This window comes from Burkholderia sp. Ed8 (assembly GCF_040761425.1).
Taxonomy (GTDB): Bacteria; Pseudomonadota; Gammaproteobacteria; order Burkholderiales; family Burkholderiaceae; genus Burkholderia; species Burkholderia seminalis.
In genome coordinates, this window is the sequence record NZ_CP142886.1 from 3,689,082 (window position 1) to 3,714,651 (window position 25,570).

The 25,570-nt window shown below is 66.1% G+C and carries 20 protein-coding genes; 6 read left to right on the plus strand and 14 right to left on the minus strand.

What is annotated here, in order from left to right:
* Positions 1–58 precede the first annotated feature (58 nt).
* The 10 genes from hscA to VXM69_RS31030 all read right to left on the minus strand — a co-directional run bounded on the left by hscA (position 59) and on the right by VXM69_RS31030 (position 8,521).
* Positions 59–1,927, minus strand: a complete 1,869-nt coding sequence (gene hscA, locus VXM69_RS30985; RefSeq protein WP_367189735.1) for a Fe-S protein assembly chaperone HscA — start codon at positions 1,925–1,927, stop codon at positions 59–61.
* A 54-nt stretch (positions 1,928–1,981) separates the two neighbouring features.
* A complete protein-coding gene (gene hscB / locus VXM69_RS30990) occupies positions 1,982–2,509 on the minus strand; it encodes a Fe-S protein assembly co-chaperone HscB (RefSeq protein ID WP_006491598.1) in 528 nt (175 codons plus the stop codon).
* Between the two features lie 94 nt (positions 2,510–2,603).
* A complete protein-coding gene (iscA, locus tag VXM69_RS30995; protein WP_011885413.1) occupies positions 2,604–2,927 on the minus strand; it encodes an iron-sulfur cluster assembly protein IscA in 324 nt (107 codons plus the stop codon).
* 66 nt (positions 2,928–2,993) lie between these two features.
* The gene (gene iscU / locus VXM69_RS31000) at positions 2,994–3,401 is read right to left on the minus strand and encodes a Fe-S cluster assembly scaffold IscU (protein ID WP_006481982.1); all 408 of its coding nucleotides are present in this window, start codon (positions 3,399–3,401) and stop codon (positions 2,994–2,996) included.
* A gap of 67 nt (positions 3,402–3,468) precedes the next feature.
* Positions 3,469–4,692 (minus strand): IscS subfamily cysteine desulfurase, encoded by a 1,224-nt coding sequence (locus VXM69_RS31005; protein ID WP_034188941.1) that lies wholly within the window; start codon positions 4,690–4,692, stop codon positions 3,469–3,471.
* A 65-nt stretch (positions 4,693–4,757) separates the two neighbouring features.
* Entirely contained in the window at positions 4,758–5,297 is a 540-nt protein-coding gene (gene iscR, locus VXM69_RS31010) for a Fe-S cluster assembly transcriptional regulator IscR (RefSeq protein WP_006401955.1), read from the minus strand.
* Between the two features lie 117 nt (positions 5,298–5,414).
* Positions 5,415–5,897 carry a low molecular weight protein-tyrosine-phosphatase gene (locus tag VXM69_RS31015; protein WP_124609690.1) on the minus strand — a complete coding sequence of 161 codons (483 nt, stop codon included), beginning with the start codon at positions 5,895–5,897 and terminating at the stop codon, positions 5,415–5,417.
* Positions 5,898–5,998: 101 nt separating this feature from the next.
* On the minus strand, positions 5,999–6,226 hold the full coding sequence (locus VXM69_RS31020) for a hypothetical protein (protein ID WP_034188943.1): 228 nt from the start codon (positions 6,224–6,226) through the stop codon (positions 5,999–6,001).
* A 129-nt stretch (positions 6,227–6,355) separates the two neighbouring features.
* Positions 6,356–7,765 (minus strand): lactate utilization protein B, encoded by a 1,410-nt coding sequence (locus VXM69_RS31025; RefSeq protein ID WP_034188944.1) that lies wholly within the window; start codon positions 7,763–7,765, stop codon positions 6,356–6,358.
* Positions 7,766–7,798: 33 nt separating this feature from the next.
* On the minus strand, positions 7,799–8,521 hold the full coding sequence (locus VXM69_RS31030; protein WP_049031305.1) for a (Fe-S)-binding protein: 723 nt from the start codon (positions 8,519–8,521) through the stop codon (positions 7,799–7,801).
* Positions 8,522–8,704: 183 nt separating this feature from the next.
* Here VXM69_RS31030 and VXM69_RS31035 point away from each other — a divergent pair, with 183 nt between their 5' ends.
* A complete protein-coding gene (locus VXM69_RS31035; protein ID WP_034188946.1) occupies positions 8,705–9,514 on the plus strand; it encodes an IclR family transcriptional regulator in 810 nt (269 codons plus the stop codon).
* An 86-nt stretch (positions 9,515–9,600) separates the two neighbouring features.
* Here the strand turns inward: VXM69_RS31035 and pbpG are convergent, their stop codons facing one another.
* Complete coding sequence (pbpG, locus tag VXM69_RS31040) at positions 9,601–10,770, minus strand: D-alanyl-D-alanine endopeptidase (protein ID WP_034188947.1); 1,170 nt, start codon at positions 10,768–10,770, stop codon at positions 9,601–9,603.
* Between the two features lie 652 nt (positions 10,771–11,422).
* Between pbpG and VXM69_RS31045 the strand changes: the two genes are divergently transcribed.
* A complete protein-coding gene (locus VXM69_RS31045) occupies positions 11,423–11,989 on the plus strand; it encodes a phasin family protein (protein WP_034188948.1) in 567 nt (188 codons plus the stop codon).
* Positions 11,990–12,194: 205 nt separating this feature from the next.
* Here the strand turns inward: VXM69_RS31045 and lpdA are convergent, their stop codons facing one another.
* From lpdA to aceE, 3 genes are all read right to left on the minus strand, one after another.
* On the minus strand, positions 12,195–13,958 hold the full coding sequence (gene lpdA / locus VXM69_RS31050; RefSeq protein ID WP_034188949.1) for a dihydrolipoyl dehydrogenase: 1,764 nt from the start codon (positions 13,956–13,958) through the stop codon (positions 12,195–12,197).
* Positions 13,959–14,241: 283 nt separating this feature from the next.
* Positions 14,242–15,894: a dihydrolipoyllysine-residue acetyltransferase gene (aceF, locus tag VXM69_RS31055; protein ID WP_367189736.1), complete on the minus strand. Its 1,653-nt coding sequence runs from the start codon at positions 15,892–15,894 to the stop codon at positions 14,242–14,244.
* Positions 15,895–15,961: 67 nt separating this feature from the next.
* Positions 15,962–18,658 carry a pyruvate dehydrogenase (acetyl-transferring), homodimeric type gene (gene aceE / locus VXM69_RS31060; protein WP_034188951.1) on the minus strand — a complete coding sequence of 899 codons (2,697 nt, stop codon included), beginning with the start codon at positions 18,656–18,658 and terminating at the stop codon, positions 15,962–15,964.
* Between the two features lie 273 nt (positions 18,659–18,931).
* On the opposite strand from aceE, the gene fixL reads away from it, so the two are divergent.
* The 4 genes from fixL (at position 18,932) to VXM69_RS31080 (ending at position 25,555) form a co-directional block, all read left to right on the plus strand.
* Positions 18,932–21,448 (plus strand): oxygen sensor histidine kinase FixL, encoded by a 2,517-nt coding sequence (fixL, locus tag VXM69_RS31065; RefSeq protein WP_034188952.1) that lies wholly within the window; start codon positions 18,932–18,934, stop codon positions 21,446–21,448.
* On the plus strand, positions 21,445–22,083 hold the full coding sequence (gene fixJ, locus VXM69_RS31070; RefSeq protein WP_006493245.1) for an oxygen response regulator transcription factor FixJ: 639 nt from the start codon (positions 21,445–21,447) through the stop codon (positions 22,081–22,083). The genes fixL and fixJ overlap by 4 nt, the downstream gene beginning before the upstream one ends.
* A 242-nt stretch (positions 22,084–22,325) precedes the next feature.
* Positions 22,326–23,186, plus strand: coding sequence for a bifunctional methylenetetrahydrofolate dehydrogenase/methenyltetrahydrofolate cyclohydrolase FolD (folD, locus tag VXM69_RS31075; RefSeq protein ID WP_034188953.1), 861 nt, complete (start codon positions 22,326–22,328; stop codon positions 23,184–23,186).
* A gap of 281 nt (positions 23,187–23,467) precedes the next feature.
* On the plus strand, positions 23,468–25,555 hold the full coding sequence (locus VXM69_RS31080) for a M3 family metallopeptidase (RefSeq protein ID WP_069707183.1): 2,088 nt from the start codon (positions 23,468–23,470) through the stop codon (positions 25,553–25,555).
* Positions 25,556–25,570: the final 15 nt, after the last annotated feature.

The window sequence follows — 25,570 nt, forward strand, 5'->3', positions numbered from 1 at the left end:
CACGGTTCATTACATGATCGCGCGCGGGCCGTCGCCGGCCGACGCGCGGTTCGCAAGTTCAGATCTCGTCGAGCCGACGGCCCGACAGCGCGCGCTTGATGCTCTTGTCCATCCGGCGCGCCGCGAATTCGTCGGTGCCGTCGGCCAGCGCCTTGGTCGCCGCTTCGATCGCGTTCGTATCGTCGCCCTGCGCGACCGCGCGCAGCGCGGCGGCCAGCGTATCGACCTGCGTGCGCTCGTCGGCGTCGAGCAGTTCGCCGTCGGCCGCCAGCGCGGCCTGCGTCGCCTCGAGCATCCGCTCGGCCTCGACCTGCGCTTCGCGCAGCGCGCGGGCGCGCATGTCGATTTCGGCGGTCTTGAAGCTGTCCTCGAGCATCTTCGCGATGTCGTCGTCGGCGAGGCCGTACGACGGCTTCACGACGACCGACGCCTCGACGCCCGACAGTTGCTCGCGTGCGAACACCGACAGCAGGCCGTCCGCGTCGACCTGGTAGGTCACGCGAATGCGCGCGGCGCCGGCCGTCATCGGCGGAATGCCGCGCAGCTCGAAGCGCGCGAGCGACCGGCAGTCGGCGACGAGCTCGCGCTCGCCCTGCACGACGTGGATCGCCATCGCGGTCTGGCCGTCCTTGAAGGTCGTGAATTCCTGCGCACGCGCGATCGGAATCGTCGAGTTGCGCGGGATGATCTTCTCGACGAGACCGCCCATCGTCTCGACACCGAGCGACAGCGGAATCACGTCGAGCAGCAGCCAGTCGTCGCCGGTGCCGCGATTGCCCGCGAGCAGGTCGGCCTGGATCGCCGCGCCGAGCGCGACGACCTGGTCCGGATCGAGGTTCACGAGCGGCGGCTGACCGAAATATTTCGCGACCGCGTCGCGGATCACCGGCATGCGCGTCGCGCCGCCGACCAGCACGACACCCTTGATGTCGGCCGGCGTGACCTGCGCGTCGCGCAGCGCCTTGCGGGTCGGCGTGAGCGTACGCTGCACGAGTGGCTCGACGAGCGACGCGAACGTATCGTGCGAAATCGTCTGAACGAGGTGCGCACCGCCCGACAGCGTCACGTCGAGCGCGGCCTCCGGTGCCGACGACAGCGCTTCCTTCAGCACGCGCACGCGGTCGAGCAGCAGGCGCACGTCCTCGGGCGCCAGCGTCTTCGCGTCGATGCCGGCCTGCGCGAGCACGTGGCCGAACAGCGCATGGTCGAAATCGTCGCCGCCGAGCGCTGAATCGCCACCCGCGGCCAGCACCTCGAATACGCCCTTCGTCAGTTTCAGGATCGACAGGTCGAACGTGCCGCCGCCGAGGTCGTACACCGCGTAGAGGCCTTCGGACCCGTTGTCGAGCCCGTAGGCGATCGCGGCGGCGGTCGGTTCGTTCAGCAGGCGCAGCACGTTGAGGCCCGCGAGACGCGCCGCGTCCTTGGTCGCCTGGCGCTGCGCGTCGTCGAAGTACGCGGGCACCGTGATCACCGCGCCGACCAGATCGTCGCCAAGCGAATCCTCGGCGCGATAGCGCAGCGTCGCGAGGATCTCGGCCGACACTTCGACCGGGCTCTTCACGCCGTCGACGGTGCGGATCTGCACCATGCCCGGCGCATCGACGAATTCATACGGCGCGTTCGCCGCGCCTTCGACTTCGGCCTTGCCGCGGCCCATGAAGCGCTTGACCGAGACGATCGTGTTGCGCGGATCGGTCGCGGCCTGCTCCTTCGCTTCGTGGCCGATGCGGCGGCCGCCCTTTTCGAGGTAGCGGACCACCGACGGCAGCAGCACACGGCCCGCTTCGTCCGGCAGCACCTCCGGCACGCTGTTGCGCACGGCCGCGACGAGCGAGTTCGTCGTGCCGAGATCGATCCCGACGGCAAGTCGCCGCTGGTGCGGCGCCGGCGCCATGCCCGGTTCGGAAATTTGCAGTAAAGCCATCTTGGTTCGTTCGGGCGCTCGGCCCGTTTGCTGCGCGTGCCGCGAGGCACGCGGTTAAGTTTCGAGGCGCTCGATCTGCGCGCCCACTTCCGACGCGACGCGTTCGATGAACATCAACTGGCGCACGGCTTCCGCGGCGGCCTGGTCGGCGCCGCTGTCGAGCAGCGTACCGAGGCGCTCGACGCGCACGCGCTTCTCGTCGCGCAACTCGGCGAGCAATGCGTCGAGCGCGTCGACGTTGCGGGCGGCCGCGGCATCCTCGATGCCCTCGCGCCACTCCATCTGCTGCATCAGGAATGCAGGCTCCATCGCCGTGTTGTTTTCCGCGCCGATGTCCACACCGCGCAGCGACAGCAGATAGGACGCGCGCTTCAGCGGATCGCGCAGCGTGCGGTACGCCTCGTTCGCACGGGTTGCCCATTGCATCGCGATGCGCTTCTGCGCATCGCCGGCCGCCGCAAAGCGGTCCGGATGCACCTGCGTCTGCACCGTTCGATAGGCGGCGTCGAGCGCCGTTTCGTCGAGCGCGAATTGCGCCGGCAGGTGAAACAGGTCGAAGTGGCTGTCTTTCAGCGAGACCATCGTCGCGTTCAATTCCGGTTCGTCGCGCGGCAAACGCCGCACATTAAAAAGGCGGCCCGTGCCGCCTCTTGCCCGCATCGCGCGGAGACCCGCGTCACACGCGGAACGATTCGCCGCAACCGCACTCGTCCTTCACGTTCGGGTTGTTGAACTTGAACCCTTCGTTCAGGCCTTCGCGGGCGAAGTCGAGCTCGGTGCCGTCGATGTACGCGAGGCTCTTCGGATCGACGACGACCTTCACGCCATGGCTCTCGAACACCTGATCCTCGGGAGCCAGCTCGTCGACATACTCGAGCTTGTACGCGAGCCCCGAGCACCCGGTCGTGCGAACGCCAAGCCGCAGGCCCACCCCCTTGCCGCGACGGACGAGGTATTTCTGAACGTGCTGTGCTGCTTTTTCGGTCAGTGTAATTGCCATGATGTCCTTGCCGCGGCGCGCCACCGGGGCCCGCCGCGTTCCCTTCTCTAACCCGCTCGATGCCGCTCAGGCTGCTGCCTGATCGCCTTCCTTGGTGTCGTGGCGCTTCTTGTAGTCGGCCACGGCTGCCTTGATCGCGTCTTCCGCGAGGATCGAGCAGTGAATCTTCACCGGCGGCAGCGCGAGTTCCTCGGCGATCTGCGTGTTCTTGATCGACAGTGCCTCGTCGAGCGTCTTGCCCTTCACCCACTCGGTGACGAGCGAGCTCGACGCGATCGCCGAACCGCAACCGTAGGTCTTGAACTTCGCGTCTTCGATCACGCCGTCCGCGCCGACGCGGATCTGCAGCTTCATCACGTCGCCGCACGCCGGCGCGCCGACCATGCCCGTGCCGACCGTGTCGTCGTCCTTCGCGAACGAACCGACGTTGCGCGGGTTTTCGTAGTGATCCAGAACCTTGTTGCTGTAAGACATGACTCAGACTCCTTGACTCGTTACGTCTGCGTGCGTCAATCCGCCCGCGGGTGCATTCAATGCGGTGTTAGTGAGCGGCCCATTCGATCGTCGACAGATCGATGCCTTCCTGGTGCATTTCCCAGAGCGGCGACAGTTCGCGCAGCTTCGCGATCTTGCTGTTCAGCAGGTTGATCACGAAGTCGACTTCCTGCTCCGTCGTGAAGCGGCCGACCGTGAAGCGGATCGAGCTGTGCGCGAGTTCGTCGTTGCGGCCGAGCGCACGCAGCACGTACGACGGCTCGAGCGACGCCGACGTGCACGCGGAGCCCGACGACACCGCGACGTCCTTGATCGCCATGATCAGCGACTCGCCTTCGACGAAGTTGAAGCTGATGTTCAGGTTGTGCGGGACACGGCGTTCCATGTCGCCGTTCACGTAGGTTTCCTCGATCTGCGACAGGCCGCGCAGCAGCTTGTCGCGCAGCATGCGCACGCGCTCGTTCTCGGTCGCCATTTCCTCGCGGGCGATGCGGAACGCTTCGCCCATGCCGACGATCTGGTGCGTCGGCAGCGTGCCCGAACGCATGCCGCGCTCGTGACCGCCGCCGTGCATCTGCGCTTCGATGCGCACGCGCGGCTTGCGGCGCACGTACAGCGCGCCGATGCCCTTCGGGCCGTAGGTCTTGTGCGCCGAGAACGACATCAGGTCGACCTTCAGCTTCGCGAGGTCGATGCCGACCTTGCCGGTCGACTGCGCGGCGTCGACGTGGAACACGATGCCCTTCTCGCGGCAGATCTCGCCGATCGTCTCGATGTCCTGGATCACGCCGATCTCGTTGTTCACGTGCATCACCGACACGAGGATCGTGTCCGGGCGCAGCGCGGCCTTGAACACGTCGAGGTCGATCAGACCGTCATCCTTCACGTCGAGGTAGGTGACGTCGAAACCGTCGCGCTCGAGCTCGCGGCAGGTATCGAGCACGGCCTTGTGCTCGGTCTTCACCGTGACGATGTGCTTGCCCTTGCCCTTGTAGAAGTTCGCGGCACCCTTGATCGCGAGGTTGTCCGATTCGGTTGCGCCGGACGTCCAGATGATCTCGCGCGGATCGGCGTTCACGAGTGCGGCCACCTGTTCGCGCGCTTCCTCGACCGCACGCTCCGCGTCCCAGCCGTAAGCGTGGCTGCGCGACGCCGGGTTGCCGAACTGCTCGCGCAGGTACGGCACCATCTTGTCGACCACGCGCGGGTCGACGGGGGTCGTCGCGCTGTAATCCATGTAGATGGGCAGGTGGAGAGTCTCTTGGGTCATCTGTCGCTCCGGGTATTCTGTGCAGGGACTATGTGCGTTATGGGGTATGGCGGGCGCCTTCGCGCTCACGAACTCGCGATGTTGAACACCGAATTGGGGCCCAGCGGCATCGTGCGCACGGGCTCGGCCGGTGCGGCGACGGGCTCCGGCGCGCGGCGGTCGCGCAGCACCGCGGGCGCCCCCTCGCGTGCGCGCTGCTGATCGACGAGATCCTGCAGCGACACGGAGTCGAGGTATTCGACCATCTTCTGGTTCAGGGTCGACCACAGCTCGTGCGTCATGCAATGGCCGTCGGGCTGCTTCGAGCCGTCGCACGTGCCTTTGCCGCCGCACTGCGTGGCGTCGAGCGGTTCATCGACCGCGATGATGATGTCGGCAACGGTGACGTCCTGCGCGCGGCGCGCGAGGTTGTAGCCGCCGCCCGGGCCGCGCACGGATTCGACGATTTCATGCCTGCGCAGCTTGCCGAACAGCTGTTCGAGATACGAGAGCGAAATCCGCTGGCGCTGGCTGATGCCTGCAAGCGTCACCGGGCCCTGCTCCTGGCGCAGTGCCAAGTCAATCATCGCCGTGACGGCGAAACGGCCTTTGGTGGTGAGTCTCATGGTGTCTAGGGGACTGCAATCTTGACGATTTTGGTCAAGTATAAATATTTGACGTTTTTAGTCAAGTATCCATGTCTTTGAAAGGGTATTCGCAGACCGCTGAATACCACCGTGCGATCAGCGCGCCGTACGGGCTCGGAGTGTCTCCAGCAGGCCCGCGCACGCGCGTTCGACCTGATCGAGCACCTGTTCGAAGCCCTGCGCGCCGCCGAAATACGGGTCGGCCACTTCGGTTTCGGTCGAATCCGGCGCGAATTCCATCAGCAGGCGCACCTTGTCGCGATACTGCGGCGGGCAGCGGCGCTGCAATTCCGCGAGATTCGCCTCATCCATCGCAAGCAGCAGGTCGAAGCGCTCGAAATCCGCCGCACTCACCTGCCGCGCGCGCAGCGCCGACAAATCGTAGCCGCGACTGCGTGCCGCCGCCTGCGCCCGTGTATCGGGCGGCTCGCCCACGTGCCAGTCGCCGGTGCCGGCCGAATCGATCGCGATCCGGTCGGCCAGCGCGGCCGCGTCGACCTGGTGGCGCATCACGCCTTCCGCGGTGGGCGAACGGCAGATGTTGCCGAGACAGACGAAACAGATCGCAACGCGGGTCATCGCACTATCGAAAAGTTGCGGCGGACCGCGTGGAAGAACAACACGCCATTATACAAAGGCGGCCGAAATCGCGCCGTCGCCCGACGCGACGGCGCCATGCCTCACAGCGCCTTCGGCGCGGCGAGCACGATGTCGCCGGATGCCGCCGGCAGCGGCTGCGCCGCGTCGCCGACCAGCCCGAACGACACCGCGCGCGCCAGCTCGGCGGACGCCTGGTGAACCGCGAGCGGACCGCGCGACGGCGCATCGGCCATCGTGTGCAGATAGGCTGCCGCTGCCAGCGGGACGACGATTGCCAGCGGCCAGTACATCGATATTGTCTTTCTCATGATGCGGACCTCCTTGACCCGGTACCCCGAAACCCAATTCCGGGGACTACAGACCAGATTCTATAGACCGCATCTATCGAGATAAATATGCAAATAGCGAACGCACTGTTGCCGCCCGCTGAACAGTCGTCAGCCGAGGTGGCTCTGGGACGCCGCGTACAGCTCGCGGAACGTGCGCCCGGTCGGCGTCGGCATGTCGCGCGTGTCCATCCAGCCGCCCATCATCGGCAGGCGCCGCAGCGTGCCGCCGTTGCCCAGCCGCTCGAGGACGCGCACCGCGAGCTTGGTCGTCAGCGCGTACAGCATCGGCCGCCGCGCGAAGAAGCCCCATGCGGCGAGCGCCGCCCGCTCGCGCCACGGCCGCAGGTGCCGCTCGACCTGCTTCTCGCGCAGCGTGCGCAGCAGGTGCGACAACGGAATCCCGGCCGGGCACACGCTGTCGCATTCGCCGCATAGCGTCGCGGCCTGCGGCAGGTCGAGCGTACGGTCGAGCCCGACGTAGCTCGGCGTCAGCACCGACCCCATCGGCCCCGGATAGACCCAGCCGTACGCATGGCCGCCGACCTTCTGATATACCGGGCAATGGTTCATGCACGCGCCGCAGCGGATGCAGCGCAGCATCTCCTGGAATTCGCCGCCGATCAGGCCCGTGCGGCCGCCGTCGACCAGTACCACGTAGTTGTGCTCGGGGCCGTCCTCGTCGCCCGGCCCGCGCGGCCCGGTCAGCAGCGAGAAATAGTTCGACGTCTTCTGCCCGGTCGCCGAACGCGGCAGCAGGCGCATCGCGGTCGCGAGATCCTCGAGGGTCGGCAGCACCTTCTCGATGCCCGTCACCGCGACGTGCACGCGCGGCATCACCGTGCACATGCCTTCGTTCCCTTCGTTCGTCACGATTGCGACCGAGCCCGTCTCGGCGATCACGAAGTTGCCGCCCGTCACGCCCATGTCGGCCGACATGAAATGCGGGCGCAGCACCTCGCGCGCCTCGCGCGTCATGTCCGGAATCTCGGTGAGCCGCTCGCGGTGGTGCGTGCGCGCGAACAGGTCGGCGATCTCGTCCTTGTCCTTGTGCACGACGGGCGCGATGATGTGGCTCGGCGGCTCGTTGTCGTTGATCTGCAGGATGTATTCGCCGAGGTCCGTCTCGATCGACTGCACGCCCATCTCCGCGAGCACCGCGTTCAGGCGCATTTCCTCGGACACCATCGACTTGGTCTTGATGACCTTCTTCACGTCGTGCCGGCGCGCGATGTCGGCCACCAGCCGCGCGGCATCCGCGGTCGTTTCGGCGAACAACACCGTCGTGCCGCGCCGCGTCGCCTCCTGCTCGAAAGCCTCGAGCCACACGTCGAGGTTCTCCAGCGCGCGGTTGCGGCGCGCCTTGAGCGCGGCGCGCGTGGCCGGGAAGTCGATCGCGGTCATCGCGTCGGCGCGCGCGGACACGAACTTCGTCGACAGCTTCTTCAGGTTCTGCTGCAGGCGCTGGTCGGCCAGCTTCTGGCCGGCGCGCGCCTTGAAATGCATCGATTGGACTTGCATCGCGGTATCGGGAAAAGTGAGCGGAACCGGGCGTCAGACGTCGCCCGCCAGCACCTGCGCGACGTGCAGCACGCGCGTGTCGCGGTCGCCGGTGCGGCGCAACCGCCCTTCGATGTTCAGCATGCAGCCGAGATCGCCGAGCACGACGGCGCCCGCGCCCGACGCACGCACGTTCGCGCATTTCTCGTCCGCGATGGCCGCCGAGATGTCGCCGTACTTGATCGCGAACGTGCCGCCGAAGCCGCAGCAGTGCTCGCAGTCCTTCATCTCGGTGACCGCAACGCCGCGCTGCGCGAGCAGCGCGCGCGGCTGCGCCTTCACGCCGAGTTCGCGCAGGCCCGAACACGAGTCGTGATAGGTGACGGGGCCGGTGAACTCGCCCGGCGCGAGCGACACCTTCGCGACGTTCGCGAGGAAATCGGTCAGTTCGTAGACCTTCTGCTGGAACCGCGTGTAGCGCCCCATCAGTTCGGGGTCGTCGCGAAACAGGTCGCCGTAGTGCGCGCGGATCATCCCGCCGCACGAGCCCGACGGCGCGACGACGTAATCGAACTGCTCGAACTCGCGCAGCGTCTTTTCGGCGAGGTCGCGCGCGAGCGCGCGGTCGCCCGAGTTGTAGGCCGGTTGCCCGCAGCAGGTCTGCGCGGGCGGCACGATCACTTCGTAGCCGGCGTCGCGAATCAGCTTGAGCGCCGAGAAACCGATTTCGGGGCGCATCAGATCGACCAGGCAGGTCACGAACAAACCGACTCGCATACGTGCTCCTTCGAGAAAACGGCTCTCATTATCCGCCGTTTGGCCAGCAAGACCAACGCCGGCTCGCATGCAAGCCCGTCGCGCACGAAACGAGGACTTCCTCGAACGGCGTTCGCTTTTTTCACAATACGAGATACAATCGTTGCAACACCGCTTGACGCGTCAACCGATTTCTCCCCCGACATGAGCCAACCCACCCCGGATTCAAAAACGTCGATCCAGGTGATCGAACGCATGATGCGGCTGCTGGACGCGCTCGCCGCGCACAGTGATCCTGTCAGCCTGAAGGAACTGGCGCAGCGCACGGAGCTGCACCCGTCGACCGCGCACCGCATCCTCAACGACATGGTGACCTGTCGCCTCGTCGACCGCTCCGATCCCGGCACCTACCGCCTCGGCATGCGGCTGCTGGAGCTCGGTAACCTCGTGAAGGCGCGCCTGTCGGTACGCGACGCGGCGCTGATGCCGATGCGCGAGCTGCACCGCCTCACCGGGCAGACCGTGAACCTGTCGGTGCGCCAGGGCGACGAGATCGTCTACATCGAGCGTGCGTATTCCGAGCGCTCGGGGATGCAGGTCGTCCGCGCGATCGGCGGCCGCGCGCCGCTGCACCTGACGTCGGTCGGCAAGCTGTTCCTCGCGGCCGACGAAACGTCGCGCGTGCGCGCCTATGCGACGCGCACGGGGCTGTCCGGCCATACGCAGAACAGCATCACCGACATCGCGAAGCTCGAGCGCGAGTTGACGATCGTCCGCCAGCAATCGTGCGCGCGCGACAACGAGGAGCTGGAGCTCGGCGTGCGCTGTATCGCGGCCGGCATCTACGACGATTCGGGCAAGCTCGTCGCGGGCCTGTCGCTGTCGGCACCGGCCGACCGCCTGCAGGACGCATGGCTCGGCCAGCTGAGCCGCACGGCACTCACCATCTCGGAATCGCTCGGCTACCGGCCGACGCCCGCGAAGGACGTGGACGGGCTGCAGCGGCAGGCGTAAGCCGCCCGCCGGCCTCGATGCCGGTTCCGCCGGACGTAAAAAAGCCCCGCGATTGCGGGGCTTTCTTGTTGCAGCCTGCGGCGCGATCAGGTTCCGCCGTTCGGCGTGTTGGCCGCCGTCAGGCGCTCGCCGCCGCCGGCGTCGAGCCAGTTGCGCAGGCGCGATGCGTCGGCGAAGCGCGAGTACTTGCCGAACGAGTCGAGCAGCACCATCACCATCGGCCGGCCATGGATCGTCGCCTGCATCACGAGGCATTCACCCGCTTCGTTGATGAAGCCCGTCTTCTGCAGGCCGATGTCCCACGAGCCGTTGCCGCGGATCAGCGCGTTCGTGCTGTTGTACGCGAGATTGCGCTTGCCCGTGAACACCTCGTAGCTGCGATCGGTCGAGAACTGGCGGATCATCGGATACTGATACGCGGCATTGACCATCTTCACGAGATCACGCGCACTCGACACGTTCGAGCTGGACAGGCCGGTCGAATTCTCGAAATGCGTATCGGCCATGCCGAGCGCCTTCGCCTTCGCGTTCATCGCGGCGATGAACGCCGGACGGCCGCCCGGGTAATAACGCGACAGCGCCGCGGCCGCGCGGTTTTCCGACGCCATCAGCGCGATGTGCAGCATGTCCTCGCGCGACAGCACCGAGCCGACCGACAGGCGCGAGCCCGTGCCCTTCTCGTAGTCGCGGTCTTCGTCGGTGACTTCGATCTGATCGGTCATCGGCGCCTTCGAGTCGAGCACGACCATCGCCGTCATCAGCTTCGAGATCGACGCGATCGGCACGACGGCGTGCGAATTCTTGTCGAACAGCGGCTCGCCGGAATTCTGGTCGACGACGTACGCGACGCTCGAACGCAGCGCGAGCGCGTCGGGCGTATCGTGCAGGCCGAACGCCTGACCGACCGTCGGCCGGCGCGGCTGGAACGCGACCTTGCGGACCGCGCCGCGATGGCCGCCATGCAGGTTGTTCGCCGCGAGCGTCACGCGCTTTCGCGACGCCTTCGCGCGCGGCGCATCGGCCGCGGCGACCTTGGCGGATTTGTCGGACGTCGCCTTCGCCGACTTCTTCTTCGCTGACGAAGCAGGAGCGACGGCTTTTTTCTTGGCGGCTTGTTGGGTCTTCGCAGTGGCGGCAAAGGCGTCAGCAGGCGCGACGGACGCGGTGGTCGCCAGCAAGGCGACTGCGACCGACACAGCCGTGCCGAGCGTCATGCTCTGCAACAATCTGCGCGGTGAAAACGATTCGGCTTTCATTGGGGTCTGGACAAAGCGGCGGGAGGTTTCCGCAAGTGTAGTTAAAGCTGAAAAAAAGAGCAATATTAGGCACTTACCGATCGTCGTTAAACCGGAATGTAAGGGTCGGCCAACCTCAGACCAATCGACCCTCCCGCCCCCATCGAAAAAACTCATGGGTGCACTGCCCGACAGCGCCCGTCTCCCGATTACCACTCGGTTAATTGAGATAACGTCACTTCGGAGGCGATTTAAAGCGGGGAAACTACGTATCCGGTGCTCGGCGTGCCAGGGGCGCCGGTCTCGACCGTGGCGGCGGCACGTCGCCACGGCACGCGCATCGAAACGGCGCGTTTTTCGACAGGAACAGAAGGATAACGTTCCATGGGCCTGTCAGGTTTACCTGTGCATGATCATGGTGCGCCGCGCTTTCCCCGCCGTCGTGCGCACCATCTGGGAACGCGCCTGAAACCGATTCCGGACGACCGCGATAACCCGTTGTTTTATCGATAATTTGTCGCGATTGTGCAACGCACAAAAAACACTTGACATCCGTTTTCTCTGCCCTAAAATAAGCCTCATTGCTGCGTTGCACAAAGCACGCGCATCCGAGATTCCCCGTCGTAGTGCCCTTTACCCTGCGATCGACGCGATCGCTTTTCAGGAGCTGGACATGTCCTTGCTGACCCCCGAGCAAATCGCCGCTGCACAGAAAGCCAACCTCGAGAGCCTGTTCGGTCTGACGACCAAGGCGTTCGAAGGCGTCGAAAAGCTGATCGAACTGAACCTGCAGGTCGTGAAGTCGACGCTGGCCGAAGGCCAGGAAAACGCACAACGCCTGCTGTCGGTGAAGGACGCGCAGGAACTGATCGCGCTGCAAGCCAGCCTGTCGCAGCCGGTCGCTGAAAAGGTGCTGTCGTACGGCCGTCACCTGTACGAAATCGCATCGTCGACGCAAGCCGAGTTCGCGAAGGTTGCCGAAGCGCAATTCGACGAGCAGAACAAGAAGGTCCAGGCACTCGTCGACAACGTCGCGAAGAACGCCCCGGCCGGTTCGGAAACGGCTGTCGCCGCGCTGAAGTCGGCACTGAACGCCGCGAACACCACGTACGAAACGGTTCAGAAGGCCACGAAGCAAGCCGTCGAAATCGCTGAAACGAACTTCAACGCTGCTGCTGCCGTCGCGACGAAGGCTGCTACCGCCGCCGCCGCACGCCGTTCGAGCAAGCCGGCCGCGTAAGCGCCCCCTGCTCCTGAAAGAGCCGCGCCCAGCGCGGCTTTTTCGTTTCTGGCGCCGGAACACGTGCGAACCGGCAAACGCCGGCCGGCTTCAAGCCGTCGTCCGGCCGCCGCGCCGGCTGCGCACAAAAGAAAACGCCGCCGCCCGGATCGTCCGGGCGGCGGCGTTTTTCGTGGCCGGCGCATGGCCGGCCGTTCCGGTCGCGTTACTTCTTGCGTTGCGGCGGCAGGTCCGTACAGACGCCTTCGTACAGTTCGGCGGCCATGCCGACCGACTCGCCGAGCGTCGGGTGCGGATGGATCGTCTTGCCGATGTCTTCCGCGTCCGCGCCCATCTCGACGGCGAGGCACACTTCGCTGATCAGGTCGCCTGCGTTCAGGCCGACGATGCCGCCGCCGATCACGCGATGGGTTTCCTCGTCGAAGATCAGCTTCGTGAAGCCTTCGTCGCGGCCGTTCGCGATCGCGCGGCCCGAAGCGGCCCACGGGAACACGGCCTTGCCGTACTTGATGCCTTCGGCCTTGCACTGGTCTTCCGTCTTGCCGGCCCACGCCACTTCCGGATCGGTGTAGGCCACCGACGGGATCTGCAGCGCGTCGAAATACGCCTTCTCGCCGTGCGCGGCTTCAGCTGCGACGTGGCCTTCATGCACGGCCTTGTGCGCGAGCATCGGCTGGCCGACGATATCGCCGATCGCGAAGATGTGCGGGACGTTCGTGCGCATCTGCTTGTCGACGTCGATGAAGCCGCGATCCGTGACCGCGACGCCGGCCTTGTCGGCACCGATCTTCTTGCCGTTCGGGCTGCGGCCCACCGCGACGAGCACGAGGTCGTAGCGCTGCGCTTCCGCCGGCGCCTTCTCGCCCTCGAACTTCACGTAGATGCCGTCTTCCTTCGCTTCCGCGCCGACCGTCTTGGTCTTCAGCATCACGTTGCCGAAGCGCTTCGCGTTGTACTTTTCCCAGACCTTCACGAGATCGCGGTCCGCGCCCATCATCAGGCCGTCCATCATTTCGACGACGTCGATCTCGGCGCCGAGCGTCGAGTACACCGTGGCCATTTCGAGGCCGATGATGCCGCCGCCGATCACGAGCATGCGCTTGGGCAGCTGGCGCAGTTCGAGTGCGCCGGTCGAGTCGACGACACGCGGGTCTTCCGGCATGAACGGCAGCTTCACGGCTTGCGAGCCCGCGGCGATGATCGCCTGCTTGAACTTCACGACCTTCTTGCCGTTTTCGCCCTGCACTTCCATGTGGAACGGATCGACGAACGCACCGACGCCGGTGACCACTTCGACCTTGCGTGCCTTGGCCATGCCGGCGAGGCCCGTCGTCAGCTTCTTGACGACGCCGCCCTTGAAGTCGCGCAGCTTGTCGAGATCGACCTGCGGCTTGCCGAACGTGATGCCGTGCGACGCGAGCGCCGCGGCTTCCTCGACGACGAGCGACGTATGCAGCAGCGCTTTCGACGGGATGCAGCCCACGTTCAGGCACACGCCGCCGAGCGTCGAGTAGCGTTCGACGAGCACGGTCTTCATGCCGAGGTCGGCCGCGCGGAACGCGGCCGAGTAGCCGCCGGGGCCGGCGCCGAGCACGAGCATGTCGCACTCGATGTCGGCGGCGCCGGCATAGCTGCCGGCTTGCGGCGCGGGCGCCGGAGCGGCGGCAGCCGGTGCCGGCGCGGCTGCGGGCTTCGGCGCTTCAGGCGCTTTCGCGGGTGCGGCGGCACCGGCCGACGCTTCGACGATGGCGATGACGGTGCCTTGCGAGACTTTCTCGCCGGCCTTGACCTTGACTTCCTTGACGGTGCCGGCGACGTCGCTGGGCACTTCCATGGAGGCCTTGTCGGATTCGAGCGTGATGAGCGTTTGCTCTTTTTCGATCACGTCGCCGGGCTTCACGTTGACTTCGATGACATCGACGCCGCTGAAATCGCCGATATCCGGAACCTTGACTTCGATGAGACTCATGACTGTCCCCTTCTTGATTGGCTGCAGAGAGAGAGGGAGGGACTGGCGGAAAGACGGAACCTGACGACAAGCGGCCTGACAAGAGCACGCGACGTTGGGCAGGACTACCTTTGCCGTCCGCCCAAGGACGCGCCTTTCTTTTGGTCACTTTTCTTTGGAAGACAAAGAAAAGTGACCGCCGCCCCGCGCAGGGGCGACGCCGGCAGACCGTTGGCAAAACAGGTTCAACGACAAGCGCGTGGCGAACCGACAAGAACCACGCCCCCGCGAGCCCCTCATCTCATCAAAGAATGATGCGGCGGAAATCGGCCAGCAACGCACCGAGATACGCGTTGAACCGTGCGGCCTCCGCACCGTCGATGACACGGTGGTCATACGACAGCGACAGCGGCAGCATGAGACGCGGCACGAACTGCTTGCCGTCCCACACCGGCTTCATCTGCCCACGCGACAACCCGAGGATCGCCACTTCCGGCGCGTTGATGATCGGCGTGAAGTTCGTGCCGCCGATCCCGCCGAGCGACGAGATCGAGAAGCAGCCGCCCTGCATCTGGTCCGGCTTCAGCTTGCCTTCGCGCGCGGCCTTCGACAGGTCGCTCATTTCCTTCGCGATGTCGACGAGGCCCTTCTTGTCCGCATCGCGGATCACCGGCACGACGAGGCCGTTCGGCGTATCGGCCGCGAAACCGACGTGGAAGTACTGCTTGAACACGAGGTTGTCGCCGTCGAGGCTCGCGTTGAAGGTCGGGAATTTCTTCAGTGCGGCGACGACTGCCTTGATCACGAACGCGAGCATCGTGAACTTCACGCCCGCCTTTTCGTGTTCCTTGTTCAGCTGGACACGCAGCGCTTCGAGCTCGGTGATGTCCGCTTCGTCGTTGTTCGTGACGTGCGGGATCATCACCCAGTTGCGATGCAGGTTCGCGCCGGAAATCTTCTTGATGCGCGACAGCGGCTTCGCCTCGAACGGGCCGAACTTCGAGAAGTCGACCTTCGGCCACGGCAGCAGGTTCAGCTCGCCGCCGCCTGCCGGCGCAGCCGCTGCTGCACCCGGTGCCGCGCGCTGGCCCGTCATCACGCCCTTCACGAAACCGGTGACGTCGTCCTTCGTGATGCGGCCCTTCAGGCCCGAACCCTGCACGCGTGCGACGTCGACGCCGAGTTCGCGCGCGAACTTGCGCACCGACGGCGATGCATGGCTCGCGCGGTACTCGCCCGACGGCGCGGCGGCCGGTGCGGCGGCAGCCGGTGCCGGCGCTGCCTTCGCGGGTGCCGGTGCGGCGGCGGGTGCCGGAGCCGGCGCGGCCGCAGCCGGCGCCGGTACGCTCGCCTGCGCAGCGGCAGAGGACGCGCCTGCGGCTTCGAGCAGCACGATCAGCGTGCCTTCCGATACCGAATCACCCACCTTGACCTTGATGTCCTTCACGACGCCGGCGGCCGGGCTCGGCACGTCCATCGTCGCCTTGTCGGACTCGAGCGTGACGAGCGACTGTTCCTTCTCGACCGTGTCGCCGACCTTCACGCCGATCTCGATCACCGGCACGTCCTTGTAATCGCCGATGTCGGGCACCTTCACTTCGAGCGTGCCGCCGGCTGCTACCGGTGCGGCCGCCGGTGCAGCCGCGGCCGGGGCCGGCGCTGCCGCCGGAGCGGGCGCTGCGGCCGGTGCAGTCGCGCCGTTGGCCTGCGCCGCGCCGGCGCCTTCGAGCAGGATGATCAGCGAGCCTTCCGACACGGAATCGCCCACCTTGACCTTGATTTCCTTCACGACGCCGCCCACCGGGCTCGGCACGTCCATCGTCGCCTTGTCGGACTCGAGCGTGACGAGCGACTGCTCGGGCTCGACCGTATCGCCGACCTTCACGCCGATCTCGATCACCGGCACGTCCTTGTAATCGCCGATATCCGGCACCTTCACTTCGATCGCTTGACTCATCTGTTTCTGTCTCCATGGCCGCGCGCGCTCCTCGCGGGAGCGACGCGGGCATTACACGGCGTGTGCGTTAAACGGTCATCGGGTTGGGCTTGGACGGATCGAGGTTGTACTTGGCAATCGCGTCCGCGACCACCTTGCGCTCGATCGTGCCTTCGTCGGCCAGCGCGTTGAGCGCGGCGACGGTGACCCAGTGACGGTCGACTTCGAAGAAGTGACGCAGCTTCTCGCGGGTATCCGAGCGGCCGAAGCCGTCCGTGCCCAGCACGACGAAGCGGCGATCGATCTGGCCGCGGATCTGGTCGACCAGCGCACGGACGTAGTCGGTCGATGCGATGACCGGGCCCTGCGTGTCCTTCAGGCACTTCTGCACGTGCGACAGGCGACGCTCTTCGGTCGGATGGAGCAGGTTCCAGCGTTCGACCTGGTGGCCTTCGCGCGCGAGCTCGGTGAAGCTCGGCACGCTCCACAGGTCGGCGGCGACGCCCCAGTCGTTCTTCAGCAGGTCGGCGGCGGCGATCACTTCGTTGAAGATCGTGCCCGCGCCGAGCAGCTGGACGCGCGGCGCCTTCTTGTCGGCGTCGGCCTTCCTGAACGCGTACATGCCCTTGATGATGTCGGCCGCCACGTGGTCGCCCTGCGGAATCGCCGGGTGCTCGTAGTTCTCGTTCATCACCGTGATGTAGTAGTACACGTCTTCCTGGTCCTGCACCATGCGGCGCAGGCCGTCCTGGACGATCACGGCGAGTTCATAGCCGAACGTCGGGTCGTAGCTCACGCAGTTCGGCACCGATGCCGCCCACAGGAGCGAGTGGCCGTCTTCGTGCTGCAGGCCTTCGCCGTTCAGCGTCGTGCGGCCCGCCGTGCCGCCGAGCAGGAAGCCGCGCGAACGCATGTCGCCCGCGGCCCATGCGAGGTCGCCGATCCGCTGGAAGCCGAACATCGAATAGAAGATGTAGAACGGCACCATGATCTCGCCGTGCGTCGAGTACGACGTCGCCGCCGCGATCCAGTCGCACATGCCGCCCGCTTCGTTGATGCCTTCCTGCAGGATCTGGCCGGTTTCCGATTCCTTGTAGAACATCAGCTGGTCGGAATCTTCCGGCACGTACTTCTGGCCTTCCTGGTTCCAGATGCCGATCTGGCGGAACAGGCCTTCCATGCCGAACGTACGCGATTCGTCCGGGACGATCGGCACCACGCGCTTGCCCAGCGCCTTGTCCTTCAGCAGGATGTTCAGGATCCGCACGAACGCCATCGTCGTCGAGATCTCGCGGCCTTCGCCCGTGCCCTTCAGCAGCGGCTCGAACGCGTCGAGCGCCGGCACCGGCAGCGACGTCGCCTTCTCGCGGCGATGCGGCAGGTAGCCGCCGAGGTCCATGCGCTTCTGGCGCATGTATTCGAGTTCCTTCGAACCTTCCTCGAACTTGAGGTACGGCACGTCGGCGATCTGCTCGTCGGTGATCGGCAGACGGAACTGGTCACGGAACTTCTTCAGTTGCTCGACCGGCAGCTTCTTCTGCTGGTGCGTGATGTTCATCGCCTGGCCCGACTCGCCCATCCCGTAGCCCTTGATGGTCTTCGCGAGGATGACGGTCGGCGCGCCCTTCGTGTTCGACGCTTCGTGGAACGCCGCGTAGATCTTGTGCGGATCGTGGCCGCCGCGGTTCAGCGCCCAGATGTCGTCGTCCGACCAGTCGGCGACGAGCGCCTTCAGTTCAGGCGTGTTGAAGAAGTGCTCGCGAACGAACGCGCCCGACTCCGACTTGTACGTCTGGTATTCGCCGTCGACGACTTCCATCATGCGCCGCATCAGCGCGCCCGACTTGTCGCGCGCGAACAGCGCATCCCAGCGGCTGCCCCAGATGACCTTGATCACGTTCCAGCCGGCGCCGCGGAATTCCGATTCGAGTTCCTGGATGATCTTGCCGTTGCCGCGCACCGGGCCGTCGAGACGCTGCAGGTTGCAGTTGATCACGAACACGAGGTTGTCGAGCTTCTCGCGGCTCGCCATCCCGATCGCGCCGAGCGATTCCGGTTCGTCCGTCTCGCCGTCGCCGAGGAACGCCCACACCTTGCGGCCTTCCGTCTTCGCGATGCCGCGCGCCTGCAGGTACTTCATGAAGCGCGCCTGGTAGATCGCCATGATCGGGCCGAGACCCATCGACACGGTCGGGAATTGCCAGAAGTCCGGCATCAGCCACGGGTGCGGGTACGACGAGATGCCCTGGCCGTCGACTTCCTGGCGGAAGTTGTCGAGCTGCTCCTCCTTCAGGCGGCCGAGCAGGAACGCGCGCGAGTACACGCCCGGCGACGAGTGACCCTGCACGAACACGAGATCGCCGCCGTGCTGGTCGGACGCCGCGTGCCAGAAGTGGTTGTAGCCGACGTCGTAGAGCGTCGCGGCCGATGCGAACGAGGCGATGTGGCCGCCGACGTTCGTGTCCTTGCCGGCACGCAGCACCATCGCCAGCGCGTTCCAGCGCGTGTACGAACGGATGCGGTGCTCGATGTCCTGGTCGCCCGGGATCTTCGCCTGGGCTTCGACCGGGATCGTGTTGATGTACGGGGTGTTGGCGGAGAACGGCAGGTGCTCGCCGTGCATGCGGGCGAACTCGATCTGTTTTTCGATCAGGTAATGCGCGCGGCCGGTGCCCACGGAGGAGATCACGCCATCGAGCGACTCCAGCCACTCGATGGTTTCTTGCGGGTCGTCGTCACGATCGGCGGCGACATATTTCATCACTTCGTTCGGTACAGCGGACATTCTCGTCTCCTGGGTCCTGGAATGTGAGGATCGCTCTCATGCAGACGACGCGACGCGGCCGGCTGCGGGCAAGCTCCAGCGGATTGTAATGAGCGTGCGCGGGCCTGCGCAATAAAATTTTCGAATTGTGAGATCTTTTCTCGCAATGCGAAATATTGCTGCGCCGCACCCATGCTTCGGGGCGCGGCGGCACGCCACGGCGGAACAAATCCGTTTCCGTTCAACATATCCGGTACCGGTTTTCCATGTATTGCGCTGCGCTACAATCCTGCCATGTTGACCGATCGGCTTTTCGCACGCTCGGCGCGACCGTCGGGCCCGCCGGCGGAGTCGCAGCCGTCCCGTTGGCACCACGGACCGTGGTGGTCCAATTCCTATTTGCTGACGCCGCTGCTGTCGATCCTGGTATTTCTCGTGGTGATGAGCCTCATCCTGTGGAGCCTCAATCGCCGCGAACAGCAGCAGCAGGAAGACACACTGTTCCGTAACGTCGCCTGGGCGCAGCAACAGATCCGCCTGTCGATGACGGGCGCGCAGGAACAGCTGCAGGCGCTGTCGCGCGATCTCGCGTCGGGCCGCCTCGACCAGAACGCATTCCAGATGGCCGTCGCGGACGTGATGCAGACGCATCCGGAAATCCTCTACCTGAACTGGTACACCGCGCCCGGCGTGCAGCGCTGGCCGACCGTGCATCCGCCGCTGCTCGGCCAGCGGCTCGCGAAGCCGGGCGACGCGCAGATGCAGGACGCCGTGCGCGGCGCGTACGACGAAGCGCGCAGCACGCGCCGCCAGGCCTATTCGCCGCTGATCTACGACGACTTCGGCAACGGCTTCATCACGCTGCAGACGCCCGTGATGCGCGGCGACCGCGAATATCTCGGCTCGATCGCCGCGGTGTTCTCGGTCGAGGGCATCCTGAAGCACGACATCCCGCAGGAACTGTCGTCGAAGTACAAGATCTCGATCACCGACGCGAACAACCGCGAGCTGTCGTCCACGTCGACGCGCCCGCGCCTGCCGCGCGACTCGCACTACGACCTGCCGCTCGATCCGCCCGGCCAGGGGCTGACGGTGCGCGTGTACGCATTCCCGCAGCTCACGAACCTGACCAACAACACGCTCGTGTGGCTCGTCGCCGGCCTGTCGTGCTTCGTGCTGTGGAGTCTCTGGAGCCTGTGGAAGCACACGCGCCAGCGCTTCGAGGCGCAGCAGGCGCTGTACGCGGAAGCGTTCTTCCGCCGCGCGATGGAAAACTCGGTGCTGATCGGCATGCGCGTGCTCGACATGCACGGCCGCATCACGCACGTGAACCCCGCGTTCTGCCGGATGACGGGCTGGGACGAAACCGACCTCGTCGGCAAGGTCGCGCCGTTCCCGTACTGGCCGCGCGACGCCTACCCGGAAATGCAGCGCCAGCTCGACATGACGCTGCGCGGCAAGGCGCCGAGCTCGGGCTTCGAGCTGCGCGTGCGGCGCAAGAACGGCACGCTGTTCCATGCGCGCCTGTACGTGTCGCCGCTGATCGACAGTTCGGGCCGCCAGACCGGCTGGATGTCGTCGATGACCGACATCACCGAACCGAAGCGCGCGCGCGAGGAACTCGCGGCCGCGCACGAACGCTTCACGACGGTGCTCGAAAGCCTCGACGCCGCGGTGTCGGTGCTCGCCGCCGACGAAGCCGAGCTGCTGTTCGCGAACCGCTACTACCGCCACCTGTTCGGCATCCGCCCGGACGGCCATCTGGAACTGTCGGGCGGCGGCTTCGACCGCGCGCAGGCATCGTCCGACTCGATCGACATGGTCGACGCGTTCGCGGGCCTGCCGGCCGCCGCGCTGACGAGCAGCACCGCCGATGCGCAGGAGGTGTACGTCGAAAGCATCCAGAAATGGTTCGAGGTGCGCCGCCAGTACATCCAGTGGGTCGACGGCCACCTCGCGCAGATGCAGATCGCGACCGACATCACGACCCGCAAGAAGGCGCAGGAACTCGCGCACCAGCAGGAAGAAAAGCTGCAGTTCACGAGCCGATTGATGACGATGGGTGAAATGGCGTCGTCGATTGCTCACGAATTGAACCAGCCGCTCGCCGCGATCAACAACTACTGCTCGGGCACGCTCGCGCTCGTCAAGAGCGGCCGCGGCACGCCCGAGACGCTGCAGCCCGCGCTGGAAAAGACCGCGCAGCAGGCACTGCGTGCCGGGATGATCGTCAAGCGGATCCGCGAATTCGTGAAGCGCAGCGAGCCGAAGCGCCAGCCGGCCCGGGTCGCGGACATCGTCGCCGACGCGGTCGGGCTCGCCGAAATCGAGGCCAGGAAGCGCAGGATCCGGATCGTCACGGAAATCCTCGCAAGAATGCCTATTATTTATGTCGACCCCGTGCTGATCGAGCAGGTGTTGATGAACCTGATGAAGAACGCGGCCGAGGCGATGGCCGACGTGAAGCCGGCCTCGGCGGACGGCGTGATCCGCGTCGTCGCCGACATCGACGCGGGTTTCGTCGACATCCGCGTGATCGACCAGGGTCCGGGCGTCGACGAAGCGACCGCCGAGCGCCTGTTCGAACCGTTTTACAGCACCAAGTCCGATGGCATGGGCATGGGGCTGAACATCTGCCGTTCGATCATCGAATCGCATCGGGGGCGTCTGTGGGTGGTCAACAACGTCGAGCCGGATGGCCGCATTTCCGGCGCGACGTTCCACTGCAGCCTGCCCATTGGGGAACCCGCTGATCTCGGCCAAGGGGGGCGCGAGGCATCGGCATCACATACCGTTACGGGAGAACTATGAATAGCCCTGTCACCACCACTCAGGAAACCGTCTTTGTCGTCGACGACGACGAGGCCGTACGGGACTCGCTGCGCTGGCTGCTGGAGGCGAACGGCTATCGCGTGCAATGCTTCTCGAGCGCCGAGCAGTTCCTCGATGCCTACCAGCCGGCGCAGCAGGCCGGCCAGATCGCGTGCCTGATCCTCGACGTGCGGATGTCGGGCATGAGCGGCCTCGAGCTGCAGGAGCGCCTGATCGCCGACAACGCCGCGCTGCCGATCATCTTCGTCACGGGTCACGGCGACGTGCCGATGGCCGTGTCGACGATGAAAAAGGGTGCGATGGACTTTATCGAGAAACCGTTCGACGAAGCCGAGCTGCGCAAGCTCGTCGAGCGGATGCTCGACAAGGCCCGAAGCGAAAGCAAGAGCGTCCAGGAACAGCGTGCCGCGAGCGAGCGCCTGTCGAAGCTGACCGCGCGCGAGCAGCAGGTGCTCGAACGCATCATCGCGGGCCGCCTGAACAAGCAGATCGCCGACGATCTCGGCATCAGCATCAAGACGGTCGAAGCGCATCGCGCGAACATCATGGAAAAGCTCAACGTCAACACGGTGGCCGACCTGCTGCGCCTCGCGCTGTCGAAGAAGCAGGCCTGAGCGTCTTCAGCGGCCGCGGCGGCGCTGCCCGCCCGGCCCGCCACCGGCGCTTGCCGCCCCGCGCGATGCGGCCCACTCGCGCGGCGGCGGCCTTTCCTCCCGGCACACGCGCGCCGCGACCATGACGCTTCCCGTTGATTCGCTGTCGGACGGCAGCAAGCGAACGGTATAATTGCGTGCTTTGCTGCGGCGCTTCCGGCGCCGTACGCCCGCATTCCAACTTCCCGGCAGGACCCACCACCATGACAGCCCTCCTCATCGACGGCAACGCCCTTTCGAAGACCTTGCGCGCCCAGGCCGCCGAACGCGCCGCCGCCCTGACCGCTCGCGGCCACCAGCCCGGTCTCGCGGTGATCCTCGTCGGCGAAAACCCGGCGAGCGAAGTCTACGTGCGCAACAAGATCAAGGCGTGCGAGGACAATGGTTTCTTCTCGCTGAAGGATGCCTACCCGGCCACGCTGTCGGAAGCCGACCTGCTCGCGCGCATCGACGAGCTGAACCGCGACCCGAAGATCCACGGCATCCTCGTGCAGCTGCCGCTGCCCGCGCATATCGACAGCCACAAGGTGATCGAGGCGATCGCGCCGGAGAAGGATGTCGACGGCTTTCACGTCGCGAACGCCGGCGCGCTGATGACCGGCAAGCCGCTGTTCCGCCCGTGCACGCCGTACGGCGTGATGAAGATGTTCGAGGCGCACGGCATCGCGCTGCAGGGCGCGAATGCGGTCGTGATCGGCCGTTCGAACATCGTCGGCAAGCCGATGGCGATGATGCTGCTCGACGCCGGCGCGACCGTGACGATCTGCCACAGCAAGACGCGCGACCTCGCCGCGCACACGCGGCAGGCCGACATCGTGGTCGCCGCGGTCGGCAAGCGCAACATCCTGACCGCCGACATGGTGAAGCCGGGCGCGACGGTGATCGACGTCGGCATGAACCGCGACGATGCGGGCAAGCTGTGCGGCGACGTCGATTTCGCGGGCGTGAAGGAAGTGGCCGGCTACATCACGCCGGTGCCGGGCGGCGTTGGCCCGATGACCATCACGATGCTGCTGGTCAACACGATCGAATCCGCCGAACGCGCCGCTGCCGCCGCGGCCTGACGCATCCCCGTTCAGCCGGCGCGCCTGCGTGCGCCGGCGTCTCGCCGGCCGCGTCGATACGGCCGCACCGCGCCCGGCCGCAAGCCGCCGGACGCCCGTCCCCGGATGCCCGCCGTCGGATGCGCGCGGCCACGCATCCGACCCTGCGTCAATCGCGCCATTAGAAACTAACGATTGGAAAGCGCACGATGCGCCCCAATAATGTCGGTATCGGGCGCCGTCGCGCCCAGCCGCCGTTACCCTTTTCATCCCGGTTCATCCGGCAACAGACAGGGAGTCTTATGTCCGCCAGCGCCAACACCAATCCGCTCCTCGACTTCTCCGGCCTGCCCCGTTTCGGCGAAATCCGCCCGGAACACGTGACGCCCGCCCTCGATACGCTGCTCGACGCCGCCAGCCGCGCGGTCGAAACCGCGAGCGCGCAGGAGACGCCGTCGACCTGGGCCGCCGTCGTCGAGACGGTCGAGCAGGCCACGGAGCCGCTCGGCCGCGCATGGGGCATCGTCGGCCATCTGAACGCGGTCGCCGACACGCCGGAGCTGCGCGCCGCCTACGGCGAAAACCTGCCGCGCGTGACCGAGTTCTGGTCGAGCGTCGGCCAGAATCTCGCGCTGTACGAAAAGTACAAGGCAATTGCCGCGAGCGCCGAATACGCGACGCTGTCCGCCGAACGCAAGAAGATCCTCGATAACGCGCTGCGCGATTTCCGCCTGTCGGGCGCCGAGCTGCCGGAGGATCAGAAGCCGCGCTTCGCGGAACTGCAGGAGCAGCAGGCCGCGCTGTCGAAGGCCTTCTCCGACCACGTGCTCGACGCGACCAACGCGTACGCGTATGTCGTCGAGGACGAAGCCGAACTGGCCGGCTTGCCCGGCGATGCGATCGAGGCCGCCCGCGAAGCCGCGCAGAAGGACGGCAAGGCAGGCTGGAAATTCACGCTGCACTTCCCGTCGTACTTCCCGGTGCTGCAGTACGCCGAGAACCGCGCGCTGCGCGAGACGCTCTACCGCGCCTATGCGACGCGCGCGTCGGAACTCGGGCCGCAGTACGGCGGCGGCAAGGCCGAATGGGACAACACGGCGATCGTCGCCGACGAGCTGAAGCTGCGCCGCGAAGAGGCGCAGATGCTCGGCTACCGCAATTTCGCCGAAGTGTCGCTCGCGCCGAAGATGGCCGAATCGCCGCAACAGGTCATCGCCTTCCTCGAGGATCTCGCGACGCGCGCGCGTCCGCACGCGGACAAGGACTGGGACGAGCTGCGCACGTTCGCCGCGAAGGAACTCGGCCTCGCCGAACTCGCGCCGTGGGACGTCGCGTACGCGGCCGAGAAGCTGCGCCAGCAGCGCTACGCGTTCTCGGAAAACGAGGTCAAGCAGTACTTCCCGGAACCGGCCGCGCTCAAGGGCCTGTTCACCGTCACCGAAACGCTGTTCGGCGTGCGGATCAAGCCGGATGAAGCGCCGGTGTGGCACAAGGACGTGCGCTTCTTCCGCGTCGAGAACCGCGACGGCTCGCTCGTCGCGCAGTTCTATCTCGACCTGTACGCGCGCGAAGGCAAGCGCGGCGGCGCATGGATGGACGACGCGCGTTCGCGTGCGAAGCGCGGCAGCGACGTGCAGACGCCGGTCGCGTATCTCACCTGCAACTTCTCGGCGCCGATCGGCGGCAAGCCCGCGTGCTTCACGCACGACGAAGTCATCACGCTGTTCCACGAGTTCGGCCACGGGCTGCACCACATGCTCACGCGCGTCGACGAACTCGGCGTGTCGGGCATCAACGGCGTCGAATGGGATGCGGTCGAGCTGCCGTCGCAGTTCATGGAAAACTTCTGCTGGGAATGGGACGTGCTGTCGTCGATGTCGTCGCACGTCGATACGGGCGCCGCGCTGCCGCGCGAGCTGTTCGACAAGATGATCGCCGCGAAGAATTTCCAGAGCGGGCTCGGCACGCTGCGCCAGATCGTGTTCTCGATGTTCGACATGCTGCTGCACGTCGACTTCGACCCGGCCGGCGCCACCGGCGTGACCGCGTTCGCGCGCGAGATCAACGAGCGCTACCACGTGATCCCGCAGGCGGCCTTCTCGCGCTGGCCGAACACGTTCAGCCACATCTTCGCGGGCGGCTACGCGGCCGGCTATTACAGCTACAAGTGGGCCGAGGTGCTGTCGGCCGACGCGTACGCGGCGTTCGAGGAAGCGGCCGCCCAGAGCGGCAGCGTGCTCGACGCGGCCACCGGCACGCGCTATCGCCGCGAGATCCTCGAGGTCGGCGGCAGCCGCCCGGCGATGGATTCGTTCAAGGCGTTCCGCGGCCGCGAGCCGGAAATCGATGCGCTGCTGCGCCACAACGGGATGGCCGCGCCCGCGCACTGAGCGCGCCGCCCGACC

Coding starts and splice junctions, on each gene's coding strand:
- hscA (WP_367189735.1), bottom strand. CDS start 1,927: ATGGCTTTACTGCAAATTTCCGAACCGGGCATGGCGCCGGCGCCGCAC.
- hscB (WP_006491598.1), bottom strand. CDS start 2,509: ATGGTCTCGCTGAAAGACAGCCACTTCGACCTGTTTCACCTGCCGGCG.
- iscA (WP_011885413.1), bottom strand. CDS start 2,927: ATGGCAATTACACTGACCGAAAAAGCAGCACAGCACGTTCAGAAATAC.
- iscU (WP_006481982.1), bottom strand. CDS start 3,401: ATGTCTTACAGCAACAAGGTTCTGGATCACTACGAAAACCCGCGCAAC.
- VXM69_RS31005 (WP_034188941.1), bottom strand. CDS start 4,692: ATGACCCAAGAGACTCTCCACCTGCCCATCTACATGGATTACAGCGCG.
- iscR (WP_006401955.1), bottom strand. CDS start 5,297: ATGAGACTCACCACCAAAGGCCGTTTCGCCGTCACGGCGATGATTGAC.
- VXM69_RS31015 (WP_124609690.1), bottom strand. CDS start 5,897: ATGACCCGCGTTGCGATCTGTTTCGTCTGTCTCGGCAACATCTGCCGT.
- VXM69_RS31020 (WP_034188943.1), bottom strand. CDS start 6,226: ATGAGAAAGACAATATCGATGTACTGGCCGCTGGCAATCGTCGTCCCG.
- VXM69_RS31025 (WP_034188944.1), bottom strand. CDS start 7,765: ATGCAAGTCCAATCGATGCATTTCAAGGCGCGCGCCGGCCAGAAGCTG.
- VXM69_RS31030 (WP_049031305.1), bottom strand. CDS start 8,521: ATGCGAGTCGGTTTGTTCGTGACCTGCCTGGTCGATCTGATGCGCCCC.
- VXM69_RS31035 (WP_034188946.1), top strand. CDS start 8,705: ATGAGCCAACCCACCCCGGATTCAAAAACGTCGATCCAGGTGATCGAA.
- pbpG (WP_034188947.1), bottom strand. CDS start 10,770: ATGAAAGCCGAATCGTTTTCACCGCGCAGATTGTTGCAGAGCATGACG.
- VXM69_RS31045 (WP_034188948.1), top strand. CDS start 11,423: ATGTCCTTGCTGACCCCCGAGCAAATCGCCGCTGCACAGAAAGCCAAC.
- lpdA (WP_034188949.1), bottom strand. CDS start 13,958: ATGAGTCTCATCGAAGTCAAGGTTCCGGATATCGGCGATTTCAGCGGC.
- aceF (WP_367189736.1), bottom strand. CDS start 15,894: ATGAGTCAAGCGATCGAAGTGAAGGTGCCGGATATCGGCGATTACAAG.
- aceE (WP_034188951.1), bottom strand. CDS start 18,658: ATGTCCGCTGTACCGAACGAAGTGATGAAATATGTCGCCGCCGATCGT.
- fixL (WP_034188952.1), top strand. CDS start 18,932: ATGTTGACCGATCGGCTTTTCGCACGCTCGGCGCGACCGTCGGGCCCG.
- fixJ (WP_006493245.1), top strand. CDS start 21,445: ATGAATAGCCCTGTCACCACCACTCAGGAAACCGTCTTTGTCGTCGAC.
- folD (WP_034188953.1), top strand. CDS start 22,326: ATGACAGCCCTCCTCATCGACGGCAACGCCCTTTCGAAGACCTTGCGC.
- VXM69_RS31080 (WP_069707183.1), top strand. CDS start 23,468: ATGTCCGCCAGCGCCAACACCAATCCGCTCCTCGACTTCTCCGGCCTG.